The organism is Roseomonas sp. E05 (genome assembly GCF_030063475.1).
GTDB lineage: Bacteria > Pseudomonadota > Alphaproteobacteria > Acetobacterales > Acetobacteraceae > Pseudoroseomonas.
This window is the reverse complement of record NZ_JASIRT010000010.1, coordinates 89660-107539: the sequence shown is the minus strand read 5'-3', so window position 1 is coordinate 107539 and position 17880 is coordinate 89660. Positions and strand designations below refer to the sequence as shown.

General features: G+C 71.5%; 19 protein-coding genes and 1 pseudogene. 15 read left to right on the top strand and 5 right to left on the bottom strand.

The genetic code is table 11. The features are described 5' to 3' along the window. The first annotated feature begins 58 nt into the window (after positions 1-58). The 6 genes from QMO56_RS12620 to QMO56_RS12595 all read left to right on the top strand — a co-directional run bounded on the left by QMO56_RS12620 (position 59) and on the right by QMO56_RS12595 (position 2988). Positions 59-295: a hypothetical protein gene (locus QMO56_RS12620; protein ID WP_283526197.1), complete on the top strand. Its 237-nt coding sequence runs from the start codon at positions 59-61 to the stop codon at positions 293-295. 383 nt (positions 296-678) lie between these two features. Then, positions 679-1137, top strand: coding sequence for a hypothetical protein (locus tag QMO56_RS12615; RefSeq protein WP_283526196.1), 459 nt, complete (start codon positions 679-681; stop codon positions 1135-1137). A gap of 3 nt (positions 1138-1140) precedes the next feature. Further along, positions 1141-1686: a hypothetical protein gene (locus QMO56_RS12610; RefSeq protein ID WP_283526194.1), complete on the top strand. Its 546-nt coding sequence runs from the start codon at positions 1141-1143 to the stop codon at positions 1684-1686. Beyond that, a complete protein-coding gene (gene bamE / locus QMO56_RS12605; protein ID WP_283526192.1) occupies positions 1683-2102 on the top strand; it encodes an outer membrane protein assembly factor BamE in 420 nt (139 codons plus the stop codon). Before QMO56_RS12610 ends, bamE begins: the two co-directional genes overlap by 4 nt. Beyond that, on the top strand, positions 2102-2563 hold the full coding sequence (locus QMO56_RS12600) for a hypothetical protein (protein WP_283526190.1): 462 nt from the start codon (positions 2102-2104) through the stop codon (positions 2561-2563). The genes bamE and QMO56_RS12600 overlap by 1 nt, the downstream gene beginning before the upstream one ends. Positions 2564-2565: 2 nt before the next feature. After that, positions 2566-2988: a hypothetical protein gene (locus QMO56_RS12595; protein ID WP_283526188.1), complete on the top strand. Its 423-nt coding sequence runs from the start codon at positions 2566-2568 to the stop codon at positions 2986-2988. 129 nt (positions 2989-3117) lie between these two features. Here QMO56_RS12595 and QMO56_RS12590 read toward each other — a convergent pair whose 3' ends face one another. Both QMO56_RS12590 and ubiA read right to left on the bottom strand, forming a co-directional pair. Continuing rightward, a complete protein-coding gene (locus QMO56_RS12590; RefSeq protein ID WP_283526187.1) occupies positions 3118-3762 on the bottom strand; it encodes a methyltransferase in 645 nt (214 codons plus the stop codon). Then, the gene (gene ubiA / locus QMO56_RS12585) at positions 3759-4694 is read right to left on the bottom strand and encodes a 4-hydroxybenzoate octaprenyltransferase (RefSeq protein ID WP_283526185.1); all 936 of its coding nucleotides are present in this window, start codon (positions 4692-4694) and stop codon (positions 3759-3761) included. Before ubiA ends, QMO56_RS12590 begins: the two co-directional genes overlap by 4 nt. Here ubiA and QMO56_RS12580 point away from each other — a divergent pair. After that, on the top strand, positions 4687-5415 hold the full coding sequence (locus QMO56_RS12580) for a 16S rRNA (uracil(1498)-N(3))-methyltransferase (RefSeq protein WP_283526184.1): 729 nt from the start codon (positions 4687-4689) through the stop codon (positions 5413-5415). The genes ubiA and QMO56_RS12580 overlap by 8 nt on opposite strands. 54 nt (positions 5416-5469) lie before the next feature. Next, positions 5470-6813 carry a glutamate--cysteine ligase gene (locus QMO56_RS12575; protein ID WP_283526182.1) on the top strand — a complete coding sequence of 448 codons (1344 nt, stop codon included), beginning with the start codon at positions 5470-5472 and terminating at the stop codon, positions 6811-6813. Positions 6814-6889: 76 nt separating this feature from the next. Here the strand turns inward: QMO56_RS12575 and QMO56_RS12570 are convergent, their stop codons facing one another. After that, positions 6890-7207: a hypothetical protein gene (locus tag QMO56_RS12570; RefSeq protein ID WP_283526181.1), complete on the bottom strand. Its 318-nt coding sequence runs from the start codon at positions 7205-7207 to the stop codon at positions 6890-6892. A 229-nt stretch (positions 7208-7436) separates the two neighbouring features. Between QMO56_RS12570 and uvrB the strand changes: the two genes are divergently transcribed. Both uvrB and QMO56_RS12560 read left to right on the top strand, forming a co-directional pair. Beyond that, complete coding sequence (gene uvrB, locus QMO56_RS12565; protein ID WP_283526180.1) at positions 7437-9635, top strand: excinuclease ABC subunit UvrB; 2199 nt, start codon at positions 7437-7439, stop codon at positions 9633-9635. A 144-nt stretch (positions 9636-9779) separates the two neighbouring features. Continuing rightward, the gene (locus QMO56_RS12560) at positions 9780-10943 is read left to right on the top strand and encodes a putative sulfate/molybdate transporter (RefSeq protein ID WP_283526178.1); all 1164 of its coding nucleotides are present in this window, start codon (positions 9780-9782) and stop codon (positions 10941-10943) included. A 108-nt stretch (positions 10944-11051) separates the two neighbouring features. On the opposite strand, the gene QMO56_RS12555 is transcribed toward QMO56_RS12560, so the two are convergent. After that, a complete protein-coding gene (locus QMO56_RS12555; RefSeq protein WP_283526176.1) occupies positions 11052-12626 on the bottom strand; it encodes an FAD-dependent oxidoreductase in 1575 nt (524 codons plus the stop codon). Between the two features lie 205 nt (positions 12627-12831). Here QMO56_RS12555 and QMO56_RS12550 point away from each other — a divergent pair, with 205 nt between their 5' ends. Beyond that, positions 12832-13824: an FkbM family methyltransferase gene (locus QMO56_RS12550; protein WP_283526175.1), complete on the top strand. Its 993-nt coding sequence runs from the start codon at positions 12832-12834 to the stop codon at positions 13822-13824. Here the strand turns inward: QMO56_RS12550 and QMO56_RS12545 are convergent. Continuing rightward, positions 13818-14225, bottom strand: a complete 408-nt coding sequence (locus QMO56_RS12545) for a winged helix-turn-helix domain-containing protein (protein WP_283526173.1) — start codon at positions 14223-14225, stop codon at positions 13818-13820. The genes QMO56_RS12550 and QMO56_RS12545 overlap by 7 nt on opposite strands. Positions 14226-14299: 74 nt before the next feature. Between QMO56_RS12545 and modA the strand changes: the two genes are divergently transcribed. The 4 genes and pseudogenes from modA to QMO56_RS12525 all read left to right on the top strand — a co-directional run. Then, the gene (gene modA, locus QMO56_RS12540; RefSeq protein ID WP_283526170.1) at positions 14300-15067 is read left to right on the top strand and encodes a molybdate ABC transporter substrate-binding protein; all 768 of its coding nucleotides are present in this window, start codon (positions 14300-14302) and stop codon (positions 15065-15067) included. Between the two features lie 156 nt (positions 15068-15223). After that, the gene (gene modB / locus QMO56_RS12535) at positions 15224-15916 is read left to right on the top strand and encodes a molybdate ABC transporter permease subunit (RefSeq protein WP_283526169.1); all 693 of its coding nucleotides are present in this window, start codon (positions 15224-15226) and stop codon (positions 15914-15916) included. Further along, positions 15916-16995 (top strand): molybdenum ABC transporter ATP-binding protein, encoded by a 1080-nt coding sequence (gene modC / locus QMO56_RS12530; protein WP_283526167.1) that lies wholly within the window; start codon positions 15916-15918, stop codon positions 16993-16995. The genes modB and modC overlap by 1 nt, the downstream gene beginning before the upstream one ends. Before the next feature lie 127 nt (positions 16996-17122). Continuing rightward, positions 17123-17494: pseudogene (locus tag QMO56_RS12525) on the top strand (YkvA family protein); the annotation flags it as partial. Between the last annotated feature and the right edge of the window lie 386 nt (positions 17495-17880).

The following is a 17880-nucleotide window of genomic DNA, read 5'->3' as shown; positions in this document are numbered from 1 at the left end:
TGGCCCTCCCCTTCACGGAGACGTGACTTTCCCGCGCCGCCTGTGCCAGACTGCCGGCATGAGCAGCAGCTATCGTGCCCAGGCCATCTCCGGCCGCGTGGTCATCACCCACGACATGCCCACCGCCACCGTGATCTCCGAACTGGATGTCGAGCAGGCGGATCTTCTCCTGCAGCAGCTCCAGATCGCCGTCCGCAGAGTGTTGCGGGAGCGGGTTGCCGAGCCCCTGGCGGCCGACTCTTCGGCGCCGTTTCCCTGGCTGCCTGGCAGCGCTCCGGCGGCGCCTCTCGACTGATGGGTGGGACCCGGTCCTCGCCCCCCCGGCAAACAAGCGCCGGGCCGCGGGTGACGTTCCCGCTCACCCTGGCTGGAGCCTGCCGGGACGCGGGCGCGGAGCAAGGGCTGAGGCCTCAGCCCTTGCTCCGCGAGGCCCGCGGCAGCGCCTCGGCCACTCTCCAGGACCCTGAAAAGCCGCTTCCATCTTTGCCGAAGGTGGCGCGCCCAGAAGGCGAATGAGAGTTCGAATTTATTGACCCACGGTTGAATTCTCGTCATGTTTGTTCCGCTAATAACGTGGGTCGGTTTCCTGTGCGTGTACTGCGCCAAGTGATGCTGCTTCTTCCCCTCGCGGCCCTGGCGGCTGGTTGCCAGGACCCCGACTGGGCAAACCGGACGGCCTTGCAGGTCGGCGCCCCTCGCCCCGACGCGGCGGAGATCCGCGAGCGCCAGACCACGCTCTTCCCGGCGACCTCCGAGGAACGTCTTCTCGTCGAGGCCACCCAGGTCCTGCAGGATCTCGGCTTCACAATCGAGGAAAGCGCGCCGCGCTTTGGCGTCCTCGCAGGCTCCAAGGACCGGGATGCCGTCGAGACGCCACAGGTGGTCGGCCAGGTCGCGCTGATGGTGGCCTTCGCCGTGCTCGGCGCGCAGTACAACCCGGTCTGGGACACCGATCAGGTGATCCGCGCGACCCTCTCCACGCGGCAGGTGAGCACCCAGGAGACCAGCCTGCGGGTCTCCTTCGAGCGCATCGTGACGAACAACCGGGGCCTCAGCCGCGTTGAGGAACTCAACGCGCCCGAGTTCTCCAGCGGCTTTTTTGAAAAGGTCCGCGCGGGCCTCGCACAGCGGACCTGAACCATGCGCCAAGTTCTTCTTGCCCTTGCCCTCCTGGGGCCGGTGGCGGCCTGCGCCACGCCCGGAACGCAGTTCGTCCCCAGCCAGAAGAGCGCCGTCGAGCTGCGTGCGATGCAGGCGCGCACGGTGCCGGCCGACGCCGACGCCACGATGCGCGGCGTGATCGCAACCCTCCATGACCTGGGATACCGGATCACGCGCGTGGAACCGGAGGCGCGCACCGTGTCCGCCACACGGCGCACAAGTCTGCGGATGGCGGTGGTCGTGCAGCCGCGCGGTCCGGCTGAGAGCACGGTCCGCGCCAATGCCTCCATCGTCGCCCTCACCCGCGAGGCACAGGTGGACAGTCCGGAATTCTATCAGCGCGACTTCTTCGAGCCGCTTCAGGCCACGCTGAACCGCACGGTGGCGGCACTCCCCGCGGATGCGCCGCTGCCCGAGGCGCCGCGCCCCGTGGCTGAGTTGAACACCGCCCGGGAGCGCGAGGCCGCCGCCACCCGCGCCGCGGCCCCAACCGTCACGTCCCCTGCTGGAATGCAACTGCAATGAGCCTCCTCCACCGCCTCCTGCCGCTCGCCGCGGCCACCGTGCTGGCGGCGTGCACGCCGGCCAGCGAGCATGCCCGCGAGGTCGCCGCCGGCCGAGGCGCCGGCGACCGCCTGACCGTGGGGACCGTGCAGCGCGAGATCCGCCAGGGGATGAGCGGCGCCGAGGTCGCTGCGGTCCTCGGCTCGCCCAACATCGTCACCGGCGACGAGCATCGGCGCGAGACCTGGGTCTATGACCGGATCGCCACCGAGCAGGTTTATTCCAGCTCGTCCGGCGGGGTGAACGCGCTCTTCCTCGCGGGCGCGAGCGGCCGTTCGGGCGCCGCGCAGACCTCGCAGCGCTCGCTGACCGTCATCATCCGCTTCGATGAGAACGGCCGCGTGCGGGACTTCTCCTACCGGACCTCCTCCTTCTGATGCATCGGCGCAGGGCGGTTCTGGGCCTGGCGGCGCTTTCCGCCGCGGCGGGCGCCTGCGCGCCGACGGCCGAGCAGCAGGCGGCCGCCCTGGCCCCGGCCTCCTCGGCGGCGGCGGCCCGGTCGCGGCAATCGCGGCGTTTCGAGACCGGCGATCAGGCGCTGATGCTGCAGTCCGTCATCGGCGCCTTGCAGGATCTCGGCTTCACCATCGAGGAAAGCCAGGCGGCCACGGGCCTGGTCGTGGGCTCGAAGCTGGCCGGCGCGCGAGTTCGGGCGCAGGTTTCCGTCCGCTCCCTTCCCGGACAGGCCGGCACGTTGGTCCGGGCGACGTTCCAACGCAGCGTGGCCCGGCCCGGCGCGATGCTCGCCCTGGGCGAGACGCTGGATGATGCGGCGCTCTACCAGGGCTTTTTCGAGCGCGTCGCCCAATCTGCCTTTCTGACCGCCCACGAGATCTGACGATGCATCGCCCGGCTTTTGTTGCGCTCCTCACGCTGATACCTTTGCTCGGCGCCTGCCAGACGGACAGCCGACAGCAGGTCCTGGCGATGACGAACACCCAGGCAGCGCAGCGTGCGATCTCGACCCGCATGTTCGACACAGCCGACTGCCCGAAGGTGTTCCAGGGCGTTCTTGCTGCGCTCCAGGACCTCGGCTTCGTGGTGGACCGGGCCGACCCTGTGCTCGGCACCGTGTCGGCCACGCGCTTTGGCGAAGGGCTCGTGCGCCTCACCATCACGGTCCGGCCGGGCGAGGCGGGCAGGACGATCGTCCGCGCCTCGGGCCAGCTCAACCAGCATGAGCTCTCCGACCCGGCGCCGTTCCAGCGTTTCTATGAAGCGCTTTCGCAGGCGCTTTTCCTGCAGACCAACCAGATCGGCTGAGCCGGGCTTCCCCGGGGCGAGCGCCTGCGGCAGCGCGACAAACTGGCAGAAAAAGATGAGAGGGTCCGGGGGAGAATTCTTTCTCCCCTGGTTCTGAGCTCTGCCGGTCGAAGGGCAGGCCAGTGCCTCCTACTTCTCCACCCGATAGACTGTCACGTCCCGGCTGTCCCGGTCCTCCAGTTCCCGCGTCGTCGGCACGCTGAACCGCGCCAGTGCCACGAGCCCCGCCTTCGGCAGATAGGCCCGGCCCGGATCGGCCAGCAGCACCGCCGCCCCCTGGCCCGCGAGACCACGCAGCCAGGGCATGATGTGCCCGGTCATCGGCGCCTCGTAGCAGACGTCGCCGGCCAGCACCGTGTCCCAGCGGCAGGGCTGGCCGACCACATCGGCCACTGCCGTCTCCACCACCACCCCGTTATGCGCCGCGTTCAGCCGCGTTGCGGCGATGGCCAGCGGATCGATCTCCGCCGCCTCCACGACAGCCGCCCCGGCCCGCGCCGCGGCGATGGCGGCCAGCCCGCCGCCCGCCGCGAAGTCCAGCACCCGCCGGCCCGCCACCGGGATGGCGCCGTCCAGGACCAGCCGCGCCAGCGCCTGGCTGCCTGGCCAGGCGAAGGCCCAGAAGGGCGGCTCGATGTTGCGCTCGGCCAGCCAGTCCTCCGTCGCCTGCCAGATCGGCGTGATCTCGGTGGCGAGGTAGAGCTCGATCTCCGGCACCAGGGCGGGGCAGGCCAGCGCGGTATGGGCGGCGATGAAGCCTTCGGCCTCGCTCACAGCCGTCCCGCCAGGAAGGCCAGCGCCACCAGCAGGCCCACCTCGCGGTTGCGCTGGAACAGCCTCAGGCACAGCGCGGGGTCATGGATATCGAGTCGCCCGATCTGCCAGGCCAGCACGGCGGCGGGCAGCAGCATGGCCGGCCAGAACCACGGCCCCGCCCCGGCCAGCGCGCCGGCCAGCAGCATCAGCCCCACCATGCCGCCATAGCAGAACACCAGGAAGGGCCGGGTGCGCTCGCCGAAGCGGAGCGCCGTGCTGCGGACGCCGACCAGCGCATCGTCCTCGCGGTCCTGGTGGGCATAGATGGTGTCGTAGCCCAGGATCCAGAGGAAGGCGGCGGCGTAGAGCGCAAGGGCCGCCAGGTCCAGCCGCCCTGTCGCCGCCGCGTAGCCCATCGGCGCCGCCCAGGAGAAGGTCAGGCCCAGCACCGCCTGCGGGAAGTCGGTCACCCGCTTGGCCAGCGGATAGAGCGCCAGCGGCACCAGCGAGACCACGCCCAGCAGCCAGCAGAGCGGGTTGAGCTGCAGCAGGATGGCCAGCCCGATCAGCAGCAACGCCGCCAGGAAGGCCAGCGCCTGCTTCGGCCGCACCGCCCCGGAGGCCAGCGGCCGCCCGGCGGTGCGCGTCACCTGGCGGTCGAGATCGCGGTCCCAGAGGTCGTTCACCACGCAGCCGGCGCCGCGCATCACCACCGAGCCGATGCCGAACAGCAGCACGAGCCGCAGCCCCTCCCCCCAGCCCGGGGCCGCCATGGCGAAGGCCCAGAGGCCGGGGAGGAACAGCAGCCAGGAGCCGATCGGCCGGTCCAGCCGCATCAGCAGGGCATAGGGCCGCCAGCCCCGGGGGAGTTGCGCGACCCAGCCGCGCGCGCGGATATCGGTATGCGGAATCACCCCCCCATTAGCCCTGCCGGAGTGCCCGATGTCCATCCCACGCCTGTATGTCGAGGCCGATCTCAGCGACGGCGCCGAGGCCCCGGCCCTGCCCGGCCAGGGCCACTATCTCGGCCAGGTCATGCGCCGGCGGGAGGGCGACGCCGTGCTGCTGTTCAACGGACGGGACGGCGAGTGGCGGGCGCGCATCGCCAGCCTGCGCAAGGACCGCGCAGCCTTCCTGGCCGAGGCGCAGACCCGCCCGCAGCGGCCCGCCCCCGACCTCCGCCTGCTGCTCGCCCCGATCAAGCGGGACGCCATGGACTGGGTGGTGGAGAAGGCCACCGAGCTGGGCGTCCGGCGGATTCAGCCGGTCTTCACCGCGCGCTCCGTGGTCGGCCGGGTGAACGGGGACCGCCTGGCCAGCATCGCCCGCGAGGCGGCCGAGCAGTGCGAGCGGCTCGACCTGCCCGAGATCGCCCCGCCCCTGGACCTGCACGCCGCGCTGGACGCCTGGGACGGTGCCCCCCTGCTGGTCGGCGATGCGCGCGGCAAAGCACCACCGGTGGGCGTGGTTCTCGCCGGACAGTCGCTGCCGATCGGCCTTCTGGTCGGCCCGGAGGGTGGTTTCACGGAGCAGGAACTTGACGCGGTGCGCCGGCGCCCCTTTGTTTCACCGGCCGCGCTCGGCCCCCGGATTCTGCGGGCGGAGACGGCAGCGGTCGCGGGCCTCGCCGTGCTCCAGGCATTGGCGGGAGACTGGTCCGCTCCCACCTGAGTTCTTGAAGCCGCGCCGGGCCGCCGCCCGTGCGGGTGCGCACGGAAGGTTACGATGTCCAATCCCGGCGAGGCCGATCTCACGCCGATCACGTCCGTGCGGCAGCTGGCCGAGTGGTTCGCCCAGGGCAGCAAGCCCCGCTCCGCCTGGCGAATCGGCGTGGAGCACGAGAAGTTCGGCTTCCGCCGCGGCGATCTTTCGCCCCCGCCCTACGAGCCGCAGGGCATCCGCGCCATGCTGGAAGGCCTCCAGGCGCATGGCTGGACGCCGATTCTCGACAATGGCAACCCGATCGGCCTGAAGCGCGGCGAGGCCTCGGTCAGCCTGGAGCCGGGCGGCCAGTTCGAGCTGTCCGGCGCCCCCCTGGCCGGGCTGCACGCCGTCGCCGCCGAGCTGGAGAACCACCTGGAGGAGGTGCGCGCCGTGGCGGCGCCCCTCGGCCTCGGCTTCGCCCCGCTCGGTTTCCACCCGCTGGCGACCCGCGAGCAGATGCCCTGGATGCCGAAGGGCCGCTACACCATCATGCGCAACTACATGCCCCGCGTCGGGCGCATGGGGCTCGACATGATGCTGCGCACCTGCACCGTGCAGGTGAACCTCGACTTCGGCGACGAGGCCGACATGGTGGAGAAGCTGCGCGTCTCCCTGGCGCTGCAGCCCCTGGCCACCGCGCTCTTCGCCAATTCCCCTTTCCTGGAAGGCAGGCCGAACGGGCTGCGCAGCCTGCGCGGCCGCGTCTGGACCGAGACCGACCCGGACCGCACCGGCATCCCCGCCGTGGCCTTCGAGCCGGGCTTCGGCTTCGAGCGCTTCGCCGAGCACGTGCTCGACGTGCCGATGTACTTCATCATGCGCGAGGGGAAGTGGATCGACGCCACCGGCGCCACCTTCCGCCAGTTCATGGCGCGTGGCCTGCCCGGGCACCCGGAGATCACCGCCAACATGGGCGACTGGGCGGACCACGTGACCACTGTCTTCACCGATGTCCGCCTGAAGCGCTTCCTGGAGATGCGCGGCGCCGATGCCGGCAGCCCGGAGATGATGCAGGCCCTGCCCGCGCTCTGGGCCGGCCTGCTCTATGACGACGCGGCGCAGAAGGCCGCCTATGCCCTGGTACGGGACTGGACGGTGCCGGAGATGCAGGCGCTGCGGGTGGCCGTGCCGGAAGGTGCCCTCACCACCCCTTTCCGCGGCCGTCCGCTGCGCGACTGGGGCCGGGAGGTGGTGGACATCGCGCGGAGCGGGCTGCGCGCCCGTGCCCTGGACGAGGAACGCTACCTCGCGCCGCTGGAGGCCATCCTGGAAAGCGGCGAGACCCAGGCCGACCGATGGCTGCGCCGCTGCGCCACCGTCTGGGGCGGCGATGTCTCGCGTATCCTCGCCGAAGCGGCGGTCTGATCCGGAACCACCCTGGGAGGCGCTGCCTCCCCGGCCCCCGCGCTCCGTCCGGCCGTGAAGCCGGGCGACCGGCGTATCAGGCCACGCGCCATTGCCCCATGGCGGCGCTCAGGCCCGTTGCCCGCCAGGCGGCCTCGACCGCCGCCGTGGGATCGGCCACCGTGGCCCGCAGGGAAAGCCGGTCACCCTCGCTCAGCAGGACACGGATGCCTGCCGGGTCGCGCCGCAGCAGGATGGCCTTGTCCCCATCCTCCCAGGCGAGGGGGTTCAGCATCAGGATCACCTCGCCCGAGAAGTTGACATGCGGGAACACGCTCCATTCCCCCGGCAGGGCACGCGCGCCAGTGGTGATCTCGGCGATGTCCTGTTCGGTCAGGCTGGAAGCGTCAGGCAATTCGCACATTCTGTGCAGCTCCGCGGCGATGCAGTGGTCGATCGACTGGCTCACATCATGCCGGCTAATGGTGAATAACTCTTAAAGAAGGTAACCAGCTCACAAAAATATGCCCCACTGCCCGCCTCCCCGTGGCGGCGGCGGTAATGTTCCCTAAACGTCCCGGAGGGTGCTGGCGTTTCCGCGCCCCTGACCCCACATCCGGGCTCCGCCTTCCGGTAGGCACCGCATGAACCTGATCATCCCCGCCGCCACGCCCTTCCTGCCGCCCAAGCGCCCAGCCCCGCCGCCGACCCGGCGGCTGCAGGTCGTCTCGCCCTATGAGCCGGCGGGCGACCAGCCCACCGCCATCGCGCAAATGGTGGAAGGATTGCGGCAGGGCGAGCGGGACCAGGTGCTGCTCGGCGTCACCGGCTCGGGCAAGACCTTCAGCATGGCCAAGGTGATCGAGCAGGTGCAGCGCCCGACGCTGATCCTGGCGCCGAACAAGACGCTGGCCGCCCAGCTCTATGGCGAGATGAAGTCCTTCTTCCCCGAAAACGCGGTGGAATACTTCGTCAGCTACTACGACTACTACCAGCCGGAAGCCTATGTCCCGCGTTCCGACACCTATATCGAGAAGGACGCGCAGATCAACGAGCAGATCGACCGGATGCGGCACAGCGCCACCCAGGCGCTGCTGGAGCGCAGCGACGTCATCATCGTCGCCTCGGTTTCCTGCATCTACGGCATCGGCTCGGTCGAGCTCTACTCCAACATGGTCGTCAAGCTGCAGGTGGGCGGCCGCATCGGCCGCGAGCAGTTGCTGAAGGCGCTGGTCGAGCAGCAGTACCGCCGCAACGATGCCGGCTTCCAGCGCGGCACCTTCCGCGTGCGCGGCGAGACGGTGGATGTCTGGCCCTCGCACCTGGAGGACCGCGCCTGGCGCGTCTCCCTCTTCGGCGACGAGATCGAGTCGCTGCGCGAGTTCGACCCGCTGACCGGCGAGATCGCCGGCGAGATGGAAAACGTCGCCATCTACGCCAACAGCCACTACGTCACGCCGCGCCCCACCCTTCTCCAGGCGATCCGCGACATCCGCGTCGAGCTGAAGCAGACGCTGGAGAAGCTGAACGCCGAGGGCAAGCTGCTGGAGGCCCAGCGCCTGGAGCAGCGCACCACCTTCGACCTGGAGATGATGGAGACCACCGGCTCCTGCAAAGGCATCGAGAACTACTCGCGCTACCTCTCCGGCCGCGGCCCCGGCCAGCCGCCGCCGACGCTCTTCGAATACCTGCCCGAGAACGCCCTCCTTGTCGTCGATGAGAGCCACGTCACCGTGCCGCAGATCGGCGGCATGTACCGCGGCGACTTCGCGCGCAAGTCCATCCTGGCCGAGTTCGGCTTCCGCCTGCCCTCCTGCATGGACAACCGCCCGCTGAAGTTCGAGGAGTGGGACAGCTTCCGTCCCGACACGCTCTTCGTCAGCGCCACCCCGGGGCCGTGGGAGATGGAGCGCGCCGGCGGCACCTTCGCCGAGCAGGTGATCCGCCCCACCGGCCTGACCGACCCGGTCTGCGAGATCCGCCCCGTCGAGGGCCAGGTGGACGACCTGCTCGCCGAATGCCGCGACGTCATGGCCAGGGGCGGCCGCGTGCTGGTGACCACCCTCACCAAGCGCATGGCCGAGGACCTCACTGAATACATGACGGAAGCGGGCATCAAGGTCCGCTACCTGCACTCCGACGTGGACACGCTGGAGCGCATCGAGATCATCCGCGATCTGCGCAAGGGCGTCTTCGACGTGCTGGTGGGCATCAACCTGCTGCGCGAGGGGCTCGACATCCCGGAATGCGCGCTGGTCGCCATCCTCGATGCCGACAAGGAAGGCTTCCTGCGCTCCACCACCTCGCTGATCCAGACCATCGGCCGCGCCGCGCGCAACGCCGAGGGCCGCGTGGTGCTCTACGCCGACCGCATGACCAACAGCCTTCGCAACGCGCTGGAGGAGACCGAGCGGCGCCGCACCAAGCAGCAGGAATGGAACACCGCGCACGGCATCACGCCGCAGACCATCCGCCGGCAGATCAGCGACGTGCTGCAGTCCGTCTATGAACAGGACTACGTCACCGTCGCCCCCACCGGGGCGGAGGAGGCCGGCCCGGCCGAGTTCGTCGGCAAGGACCTGCGCGCCGCGATCGCCGAGCTGGAGCGCAAGATGCGCGCCGCCGCCGCCGACCTGGAGTTCGAGACCGCCGCCCGCCTGCGCGACGAGATCAAGCGCCTGGAAAGCCTGGAGCTCGGCCTCGACACGCCGCTGGAGCCGAACCGCGCCGGGCGCTCCATGCAGCCCTCCGCGCCGAAGAAGGACTGGAAGCCGAAGCCGCTCGGGCCGGGCGGCGGCGGCTATGACCCCGAGAAGAAGAAGGGGGGGCGGCGCAAGCGCTGAACCCCCGGGGAGGGCGCCGCCCTCCCCGGCCCCCTCCTGCCGGGGTGACAGTGTCACCCCGGACCCCGCCATCCCTGGAAGGGCGGAAACGCGGCATGCCAACTTCACAGTGGCACGGGTGCCAGCGGCGCGTTACGACGCCCCATGAGCGACAGCCCGCCTCCTGACGGCAAAAGCGCCCCGTGGCGGCGCCTGGCGCGCGAGTGCGCGGGGGCCTGCGGGGATCTCGGCACCTTCATCCCGCATGCCGTCGGCGCCATGACCGTGGCAGGGCTCGCTCCGGCGGGGGTTCTCTTCGGCTTCGGCCTGTCCCTGGTGGCGGCCGGGCTGTTCTACGGCCTTCCCATGGCGGTTCAGCCCATGAAGGCCATTTCCGCCGTCCTGCTGAGCGGCCAGCTCACCCCGGAGGCCACGGCCGCTGCCGGGCTCATCATCGGCGCCCTCCTCCTGGTTCTCGGCTCGACCGGCCTCATCGGCCGGGTGGCGCGGCTCATCCCGCAATCCGTCACCGCCGGCCTGCAGCTCGGCCTGGGCATCACCATGGGGTGGCTGGGCCTCGGGATGATCGCGGAGGCAGCCTGGATCGGCCTCCCGGCACTCGCCTTGCTGTTCGGCCTGCCGCGCCGGTGGCCAGAGGCGCCAGTGGCGCCGCTGGTGCTGCTGGCGGCCCTGGGCGCGGGCCTTGCCTCCGGCCTCACCGCCCTGCCGGAGGTACAGGGCTTCAGCCTGCACCTCCCGGCCCTGGTGCTGCCGGAGAGCTGGGAGGCGGTCTGGCAGGCGGTGGAGCAGGCGGTCCTGCCGCAGATGCCGCTCACCCTGACGAATGCCGTCATCGTCACCGCCGCCCTCTGCCGCGACCTCTACCCGGACCGGGCCGCCCGCGCGACGGCGCGGAACCTCGCCCTCACCTCCGGCGTGGCGAACCTCCTGCTCGCGCCCCTCGGTGCCATGCCGATGTGCCACGGCGCCGGCGGCGTCGCGGCGCAGCACCGCTTCGGCGCGCGCACGGGGCTGGCGCCGGTCCTTCTCGGCACGGCCCTGCTGATTCTGGCGCTCGGCTTCGCGGGCAGCGCCGCCGCTCTCTTTGCCGCCATTCCTCCGAGCGCCGTGGGAGCCTTGCTGCTGGTCGCGGGCAGCGACCTGGCGCTGTCGCGGCGCCTCTTCGACGCCCGCCCGAACTGCTGGCCGGCGATTGGCGTCGCGGCCGCCGCGACGGCCTTCCTGAACCCCGCTTTGGGCCTTGCGGCCGGGTGGGCGGTGGAGATCCTGCGGGGCGCCATGGGGAAGCCGCGCCGGCGCACGGCCTGAGCGCGCGGGCGGCTCCACTCCGCCCGGCCCCTCAGGGCCTGCTGGCGAGGCCTGGGGTGGCACTGCCATCCCAGCGGAGGTCCAGGGGGCGGTGCCCCCTGGCCATGCTCAGGCCATGGCCGGCGCCGTGCTTTCCTCGAACTCGCGCGGCCGGCGCGGCGCCATGCCGGCCTCGGGCGGCGGCATGAAGGGCAGGTTGGTCTCCAGGTGCCGGGCCAGGCGCAGGCCGATGGCCAGCGAGGTCAGCATCGGGTTGGACATGCCCGCGGTCGGGAAGACGGAGCTGCCGGCGCAGAAGCCGTTGCTCAGCCCGTGGATGCGGCAGTCGCGGTCCACCACGCCTTCTTTCGGCGTCAGGCTCATCCGCGTGGTGCCGAGATGGTGCGCGCCGTGGCCGACGATCCAGTCCTTCGTCGTCTTGGCGACATGGCCCTTGATGCGGAAGTGCGGCGCGGTGAAGACATGCTCGCCGAGCAGGGAGAGCGCGGTGGAGACGGTCTTGAAGTCCAGGTCGCCCACCTGCCAGTTGAGGTCGGCGCGCGGTATGCCGAAGAAGTCGGTTTCCGCCCCGAGCGTGACGCGGCTGTCGCGCGAGGGGAACTGCTCGGCCAGGAAGACGACGTAGTAGCGCTGCCAGTTGGCGGCATCGTCCACCGTCGCCTCCAGAGCGCGGAAATGCGGCTCGTACTGGTTCAGCTCATGCGGCTTCATGTTCACCGCGATGAGCTGGAAGATCATGTTCAGCAGACCGAGCTCGCGCTGCGTGTGGTCAGCGAGGCGGATGCGCCGATGGATCACCGCGTCGCCCACGCGGACGCCGGGGCTGAAGGGCCTGAGCGCCGGCACCTTGGACTTCTCGGCGATCAGGAAGGCCGCCAGCCCGTGCGGGTGCTCCATGAAGTAGCGGCCGAGTGAATCGCCCTGGTTGCCGATGCCCGCGGGCATGTCCTCGCGCGAGGCCAGCAGCAGCCGGGCCGTCTCGATGCCGCCGCAGGCGAACACATAGGCCTTGGCGCGCAGGTGCAGCTCCCGCCCCTGGAAGGTGAGCGCGTAAAGCTCGCGCACCGAGCGGCGGTCCTCGGTCAGGAAGATCTGCGTGACATTGGCACCGACCAGGATGCGCAGCCGGTCCGAGGTCCGCAGCTCCTCCGCGTGGTACTGCGCGAACTCGCCGAGGAAGGGCGCGTGGGTTCCCGGCACGAAGCGGGTGAGGCGGAACAGCGTCTCCTCGAAAGGCTGCGCCGGGCCGGGCTCGGTCACCAGGCTCGGCGCCTCCGGCCAGTAGGCGAACTCCTCCAGCCGCAGCAGCTTGTGGGCCGACTCGAAATAGGGCGCCATGTCGGCATAGGAGAGCGGCCAGCCGCTGTTCGGCACCCAGTCCCGCGGCTGGAAGTCGATCGGATCGAGCGGCCGGCAGTTGCCGCCCCAGAGATGCATGGTGCCGCCGAGCTGGCGCAGCCGGATGTCGCGCAGCCCGCCGGCATTGCGGCCGGACTGGGTGCCGATGTTGAGGTCCTGCGCCCGCTGGTTGGCCTCCTCCTCGCCGCTCTCGGCGATCATCACCTGCATGCCCGCGGCGGTCAGGTGGCGGGCCATCTGCAGCCCCACGGCACCACCGCCGACGATGCAGACATCGGCCTGGACGATTTCCCCATCGGGAATGGAATCAGCGTGAAGGATCAAGGGTTTCTCCCTGCCGCGCGGCATGCCTCGCCCGGCCGCCGGAGGTCGCGTGCCACCTCCGGCCGGCGGTGCCCTGCTTGCATAACCGGAAAGGGTATAGGAAGCATTTTCGGTTATGCCTTGCTCTGGCCGATCCTGGCGGGCACTGTCCACCGGCTCGATGCCCTCCCCTTTTAGGCGCAAAAAGGCGCCGCCGGAAATCTGAATGAGCGAGACGCAGACACCTTCCGACCACACCGCGCAGATGCTGGCGAGCGTCGAGGCCGGGATCCGGGCATTGCAGGATCGCCTCGCCGTGGGTGGCGGCACCTCGGCCGAAGCCGTCGAGACCGGCCTCAAGGCCGTCCAGAGCAAGCTGGCGGAGGTCGAGACCAACCTGGTGCGGCGCATCACCCGGCTGGAGTCCCAGCTGAACCAGCTCCGCAACGCCCACACCATCTATCTTGGCGACCACGAGGCGCTGACCCGGCTCCACACCGGCCACCGCGTCTATGTGGACACGCGCGACGTCGGCATCTGCTCGCACCTGATGCTGGAAGGCCGCTGGGAGCCCTGGATCGAGAAGATCATCGCCGAGGCGGTGAAGCCGGGCATGACCTTCCTCGATGTCGGCGCCAATTTCGGCTACTACACGCTGCTCGGCGCCGCCTGGGTGGGCGCCGCCGGCAAGGTCTATTCCTTCGAGGCCAATCCGCAGATCTACAGGCATTTGCGCAAGTCCGTCTCGATCAACGGCTTCGATGGGCACGTCACCCTGCACAACCTCGCCGTCCATTCCGAGGAGGCGACGCTGCGCTTCAGCTACACGGACGAGTATTCCGGCGGCGGCTCCACCATGGGCGGTCCGCAGGGCTCGCACCAGGTCGAGGTCAAGGCCGCGCCGCTCGACACGCTGCTGGCCAACGTGCCCCTGGTGAACGTGATGAAGGTGGATGTCGAGGGCTCCGAGCCCTACGTCTTCCAGGGCGCCCGGGCGCTGATTGGGCGCTCCCCGGACCTGACGCTGATCGTCGAGTTCCACGAGGGCAGCACCCGCCCGATCCTGCCGCCGCTCCAGTACCTGCAGAGCTTCATCGACCAGGGCTTCACCCTGGCGCTGATCGAGCCCAAGGGCCTGAGCGAGACGATGACGGCCGAGCAGTGCCTGCAGACCCTGCGGGGCCAGCTCGGCTATCTCTACCTCAAGCGCGGCTACTGATCACGCGCGCCGGCCTCGCCCTCGCGGGAGGCCGGCTCCGGAGCGGACTGCATGAGCAGCGCACGCAGCCCTTCCACCTCCGCCGCCACCGCCGCTTCCGCCTGCGCCTGCATGCGCCGGTAGGCGGCCAGCACCTGTTCGCCGAGCGGCGTGAGCCGCGCCCCGCCGCCGCCGCCGCCGCCGCGCGCGGCCTGCACCAGCGGCCGGCCGAAGCCCGCCTCCAGTTCGTTCACCAGCCGCCAGGCGCGGGCGTAGGACATGCCGAGCCGGCGCCCCGCCGCGCTGATCGAGCCTTCCTGTCCCACCGCCTCCAGCAGGTCGGCCTTGCCGGGGCCGAGCCGCGTGTTCGCCCCGACCGTCACGCGCAGATGCGCCACCAGCCGTTCCCGCCCTTCCGCCATCGGCCGAGCAAAGCACGCGGCCAGGGCCGAATCCAGGCTTGCCGTTATATCCGAAGAAACATAACGTCCGCCCCATGCAACGCCGCACCCTGCTCGCCGCCCTGCTGGCCGCCCCCGCCCTGCCGCGCGTCGCCCGCGCGCAGGCCCCGCTCACCATCTTCGCCGCGGCCAGCCTGCAGGATGCCCTGCGCGCCCAGGCCGCGGCCTGGGAGAAGGCGGGCCATCCGGCGCCGCGCATCTCCTTCGCCGCCTCCTCCACCCTGGCGCGGCAGATCGAGCAGGGCGCCCCGGCGGACCTCTTCGCCTCCGCCGACGAGCAGTGGATGGACTACCTCGCCAAGCGTGACCTCATCCTGCCGGACAGCCGCCGCGCCACCCTGAGCAACAGCCTCGTGCTGATCGCCCCGCCCGACCAGGCGCAGCCCCTGGAGCCCCGCGAGGGCGTCGACCTGCTGGCCCGCCTCGGCCCGGACGGCCGGCTCGCGGTGGGCGACCCGGCGCATGTCCCCGCCGGCATCTACGCGAAGCAGGCGCTGACCTCGCTCGGCCTGTGGGAAGGGCTGGAACCGCGCCTTGCCCGCGCCGACAACGTGCGCGCCGCGCTCCTTCTGGTGGAGCGTGGCGAGGCGCCGCTCGGCATCGTCTATGGCACCGATGCGCGCGTGGCGAAGGTGGCGGTGGTCGGCACCTTCCCCGCCGAGAGCCACCCGCCGATCAGCTATCCCTTCGCCCTGACCCGCCTCGCCAGGGGCCGCCCCGAGGCCGGTGCGCTGCTGGACTTCCTGACCGGCCCCGAAGCCGCTCCGCGCTGGCGGCAGTTCGGCTTCACCCTGCCGGGCTGAGGCGGTGCCGCGCGAGAAGGCCGGGGGGAATGAATTCCCCCCAGACCCCCCATCTTTTTTCTTCGAGTCCCCACGCGGGCGGCCCGCGCACCGCCAAACCGACAAAAAGAAGATGGGGGTCCGGGGGAATTCCTTCCCCCGGGCTTTTCCCCCCGCATGCACCTGACCCCCGAGGAGTGGCAGGCCCTCCGCCTCTCGCTCACCGTTTCCCTTCGCGCGGTGGCGGTCTCCTTGCCGCTGGCGGCCGCGATGGCGCTGCTGCTGGCACGCGGCCGCTTTCCCGGCCGCACCCTGCTGGATGCCGTGGTCCATCTGCCGCTGGTGGTGCCGCCGGTGGTCACCGGCTGGCTGCTGCTGCTGGTCTTCGGCCTGCGCGGCCCGGTTGGTGCGCCGCTCGCCGAATGGTTCGGCATCCGCCTCGCCTTCACCAGCGAGGGCGCCGCCCTGGCCACGGGCGTGATGACCTTCCCGCTGATCGTCCGCGCCATCCGCCTCTCGCTGGACGGGCTGGACCGCGGCCTGGAGGACGCCGCCGCCACCCTCGGCGCCGGCCGGCTGGACCGCTTCCTCACCGTCACCCTGCCGCTGATGGCGCCGGGCCTGCTCTCCGGCGCGGTGGTGGCCTTTGCCGCCGGGCTCGGCGAGTTCGGCGCCGTCATCACCTTCGCCTCCAACATCCCGGGCGAGACGCAGACCCTGCCACTGGCCATCTACAGCGCCACGCAGAGCCCGGGCGGCGAGGCGGTGGCGGCGCGGCTGGCGGCCATCTCCTTCGCCCTCGCCATCCTCGGCCTGCTGGCGTCGGATCTGCTGTCGCGCTGGCTCGCCCGCCGGCTCGGGCGGGGCTGATGCTGGAGGTCGCGCTGCGGCACCGCTTCCCCGGCCCCGCCGGCTTCCTGCTGGACGCCGCCTTCACCGCCCCCGCGCCCGGCGTCACGGTGCTGTTCGGCGCCTCCGGCAGCGGCAAGTCCAGCATCCTGGCGGCGGTGGCCGGGTTGCTGCGCCCGCAGGAGGGCCGCATCGCCCTGCACGGCCAGCCCCTGACCGACACCGCCGCCCGCCACTTCCTCCCGCCGGAGGCGCGGCGCTGCGCCATGGTGTTCCAGGAGGGCCGCCTCTTCCCGCACCGCTCGGTGGAAGGCAACCTGCGCTACGGCCTGCGCCGGGCACCACGCGGCGCCGAGGGCCCCGGCTTCGGGGAGGTGGTGGACCTGCTTGGCCTCGCCCCCCTGCTGGCGCGCCGCCCGGCCCGCCTCTCCGGCGGCGAGAAGCAGCGCGTGGCGCTCGGCCGCGCCCTGCTCGCCCGCCCGTCCCTGCTGCTGCTCGACGAACCGCTGGCGGCCCTCGACACGCCCCGCCGGGCCGAGGTCCTGCCCTTCCTCGAAGCCCTGCGCGACACCGCGCGCCTGCCCATGCTCTACGTCACCCATGCCATGGAGGAGGCGGATCGCCTGGCCGACACGCTGGTGCTGCTGCAGGGCGGCCGGGTGCAGGCCGCCGGCCCGCTGGAGGCGCTGACCGCCCGCACCGACCTGCCGCTGCTCGCCACCCGGCGCGACGCCGGCGTGGTGCTGACCTGCGAGGTGACGGGGATGGAGCGCGGGCTGGCCCGGCTCGCCTTCCCCGGCGGCACGCTGCTGGCGCCCTTGGGCGACCCCCTCCCCGGGCGCCATGTCCGGCTGCGGGTGCGGGCGCGCGACGTCGCCGTGGCACGCGGCGCCGCCCCGGCGCTCTCCACCGACAACACCCTGCCCGCCCTGCTGCAATCCATCGAGCCGGCCGGCGAGCGCGAATGCTTCCTCCGCCTTGGCATCGGTCCCAGCACCCTGCTCGCGCGCGTCACGCGCGATGCGGTGCAGCGCCTGGCCTTGCATCCCGGCGAGGCGGTGACGGCGCTGGTCAACGCCGTCGGCGGCGAACGCGGCTGAACGCTTCCGGGAAGCCCCTGCCCCCTTCGTCGCCTCCACGGCCGCCAGTCACCGGCGGCCGACCTTTTCCCGGGCCAGGTCGGCTACAAGGACGGCGGGAACGATCGGAGCGAGGCTGATGTTGCGGCGGATCAAGGGCTGGGCACGGGCGATCAGGCGGGACGTGCACGCGCTCTCCCTCGCGGCCCGCGACCCCCGCACGCCCTGGTACGCCAAGGCCTTCGCGCTGGCGATTGCCGCCTATGCCCTCTCGCCCATCGACCTCATCCCGGACTTCATCCCGGTCCTTGGCTACCTCGACGAGGTCATCCTCCTGCCACCGGCCATCCTGCTCGCCATCCGGCTGGTGCCGCCGGAGGTCATGGCTGAACACCGCGCGGCTGCCCTGAAGGCGGAGGGGCGGCCGGTCAGCCGTGCGGGAGCCGCCGTCATCGTGGCCCTGTGGCTGCTCGCGGGGGCGGCGCTGATCTGGTGGCTGTGGCCGCGCATCGCGCGGTGAGCCCGGCCGTCAGGGGAGGCCTGTGCCTGACCGCCCTCCCCCCGGCGGCGCCACCGCCGGGAAAAATGGCCCTGATGGCCGCCGCAAGGCGCCCTTGCACCGCCCGCCATTGTCCTGCCGCCACCTCCTGCGGGCGCCAACGGGCCGCAGCCAACGCCAGCGTTGCCGCTGCCATCACCGCGGCCTATTCCTCCCCGCCAAGGCTCGCAGGGCGCCATGGCCCTGGAACGGTCATCAGGGCGACGCCCCTTGCCGGCGCCCATCGGACCACTCCACCGCGGCGGGGGCCAGAGGCTCCGACACCCTGCCACGGCCGCTTCCGCGGCAAGCCGGACGGGGGATGCGGCACGCGGCGCGCACAACCGGGATGGACAGGGGACGTTGTA

What these genes read in the sequence shown, in the direction of transcription:
- QMO56_RS12620 (WP_283526197.1), top strand. Translation starts at nt 59, where the DNA reads ATGAGCAGCAGCTATCGTGCCCAGGCCATCTCCGGCCGCGTGGTCATC.
- QMO56_RS12610 (WP_283526194.1), top strand. Translation starts at nt 1,141, where the DNA reads ATGCGCCAAGTTCTTCTTGCCCTTGCCCTCCTGGGGCCGGTGGCGGCC.
- bamE (WP_283526192.1), top strand. Translation starts at nt 1,683, where the DNA reads ATGAGCCTCCTCCACCGCCTCCTGCCGCTCGCCGCGGCCACCGTGCTG.
- QMO56_RS12600 (WP_283526190.1), top strand. Translation starts at nt 2,102, where the DNA reads ATGCATCGGCGCAGGGCGGTTCTGGGCCTGGCGGCGCTTTCCGCCGCG.
- QMO56_RS12595 (WP_283526188.1), top strand. Translation starts at nt 2,566, where the DNA reads ATGCATCGCCCGGCTTTTGTTGCGCTCCTCACGCTGATACCTTTGCTC.
- QMO56_RS12580 (WP_283526184.1), top strand. Translation starts at nt 4,687, where the DNA reads ATGTCCATCCCACGCCTGTATGTCGAGGCCGATCTCAGCGACGGCGCC.
- ubiA (WP_283526185.1), bottom strand. Translation starts at nt 4,694, where the DNA reads ATGGACATCGGGCACTCCGGCAGGGCTAATGGGGGGGTGATTCCGCAT.
- QMO56_RS12575 (WP_283526182.1), top strand. Translation starts at nt 5,470, where the DNA reads ATGTCCAATCCCGGCGAGGCCGATCTCACGCCGATCACGTCCGTGCGG.
- uvrB (WP_283526180.1), top strand. Translation starts at nt 7,437, where the DNA reads ATGAACCTGATCATCCCCGCCGCCACGCCCTTCCTGCCGCCCAAGCGC.
- QMO56_RS12560 (WP_283526178.1), top strand. Translation starts at nt 9,780, where the DNA reads ATGAGCGACAGCCCGCCTCCTGACGGCAAAAGCGCCCCGTGGCGGCGC.
- QMO56_RS12550 (WP_283526175.1), top strand. Translation starts at nt 12,832, where the DNA reads ATGAGCGAGACGCAGACACCTTCCGACCACACCGCGCAGATGCTGGCG.
- QMO56_RS12545 (WP_283526173.1), bottom strand. Translation starts at nt 14,225, where the DNA reads ATGGCGGAAGGGCGGGAACGGCTGGTGGCGCATCTGCGCGTGACGGTC.
- modA (WP_283526170.1), top strand. Translation starts at nt 14,300, where the DNA reads ATGCAACGCCGCACCCTGCTCGCCGCCCTGCTGGCCGCCCCCGCCCTG.
- modB (WP_283526169.1), top strand. Translation starts at nt 15,224, where the DNA reads ATGCACCTGACCCCCGAGGAGTGGCAGGCCCTCCGCCTCTCGCTCACC.
- modC (WP_283526167.1), top strand. Translation starts at nt 15,916, where the DNA reads ATGCTGGAGGTCGCGCTGCGGCACCGCTTCCCCGGCCCCGCCGGCTTC.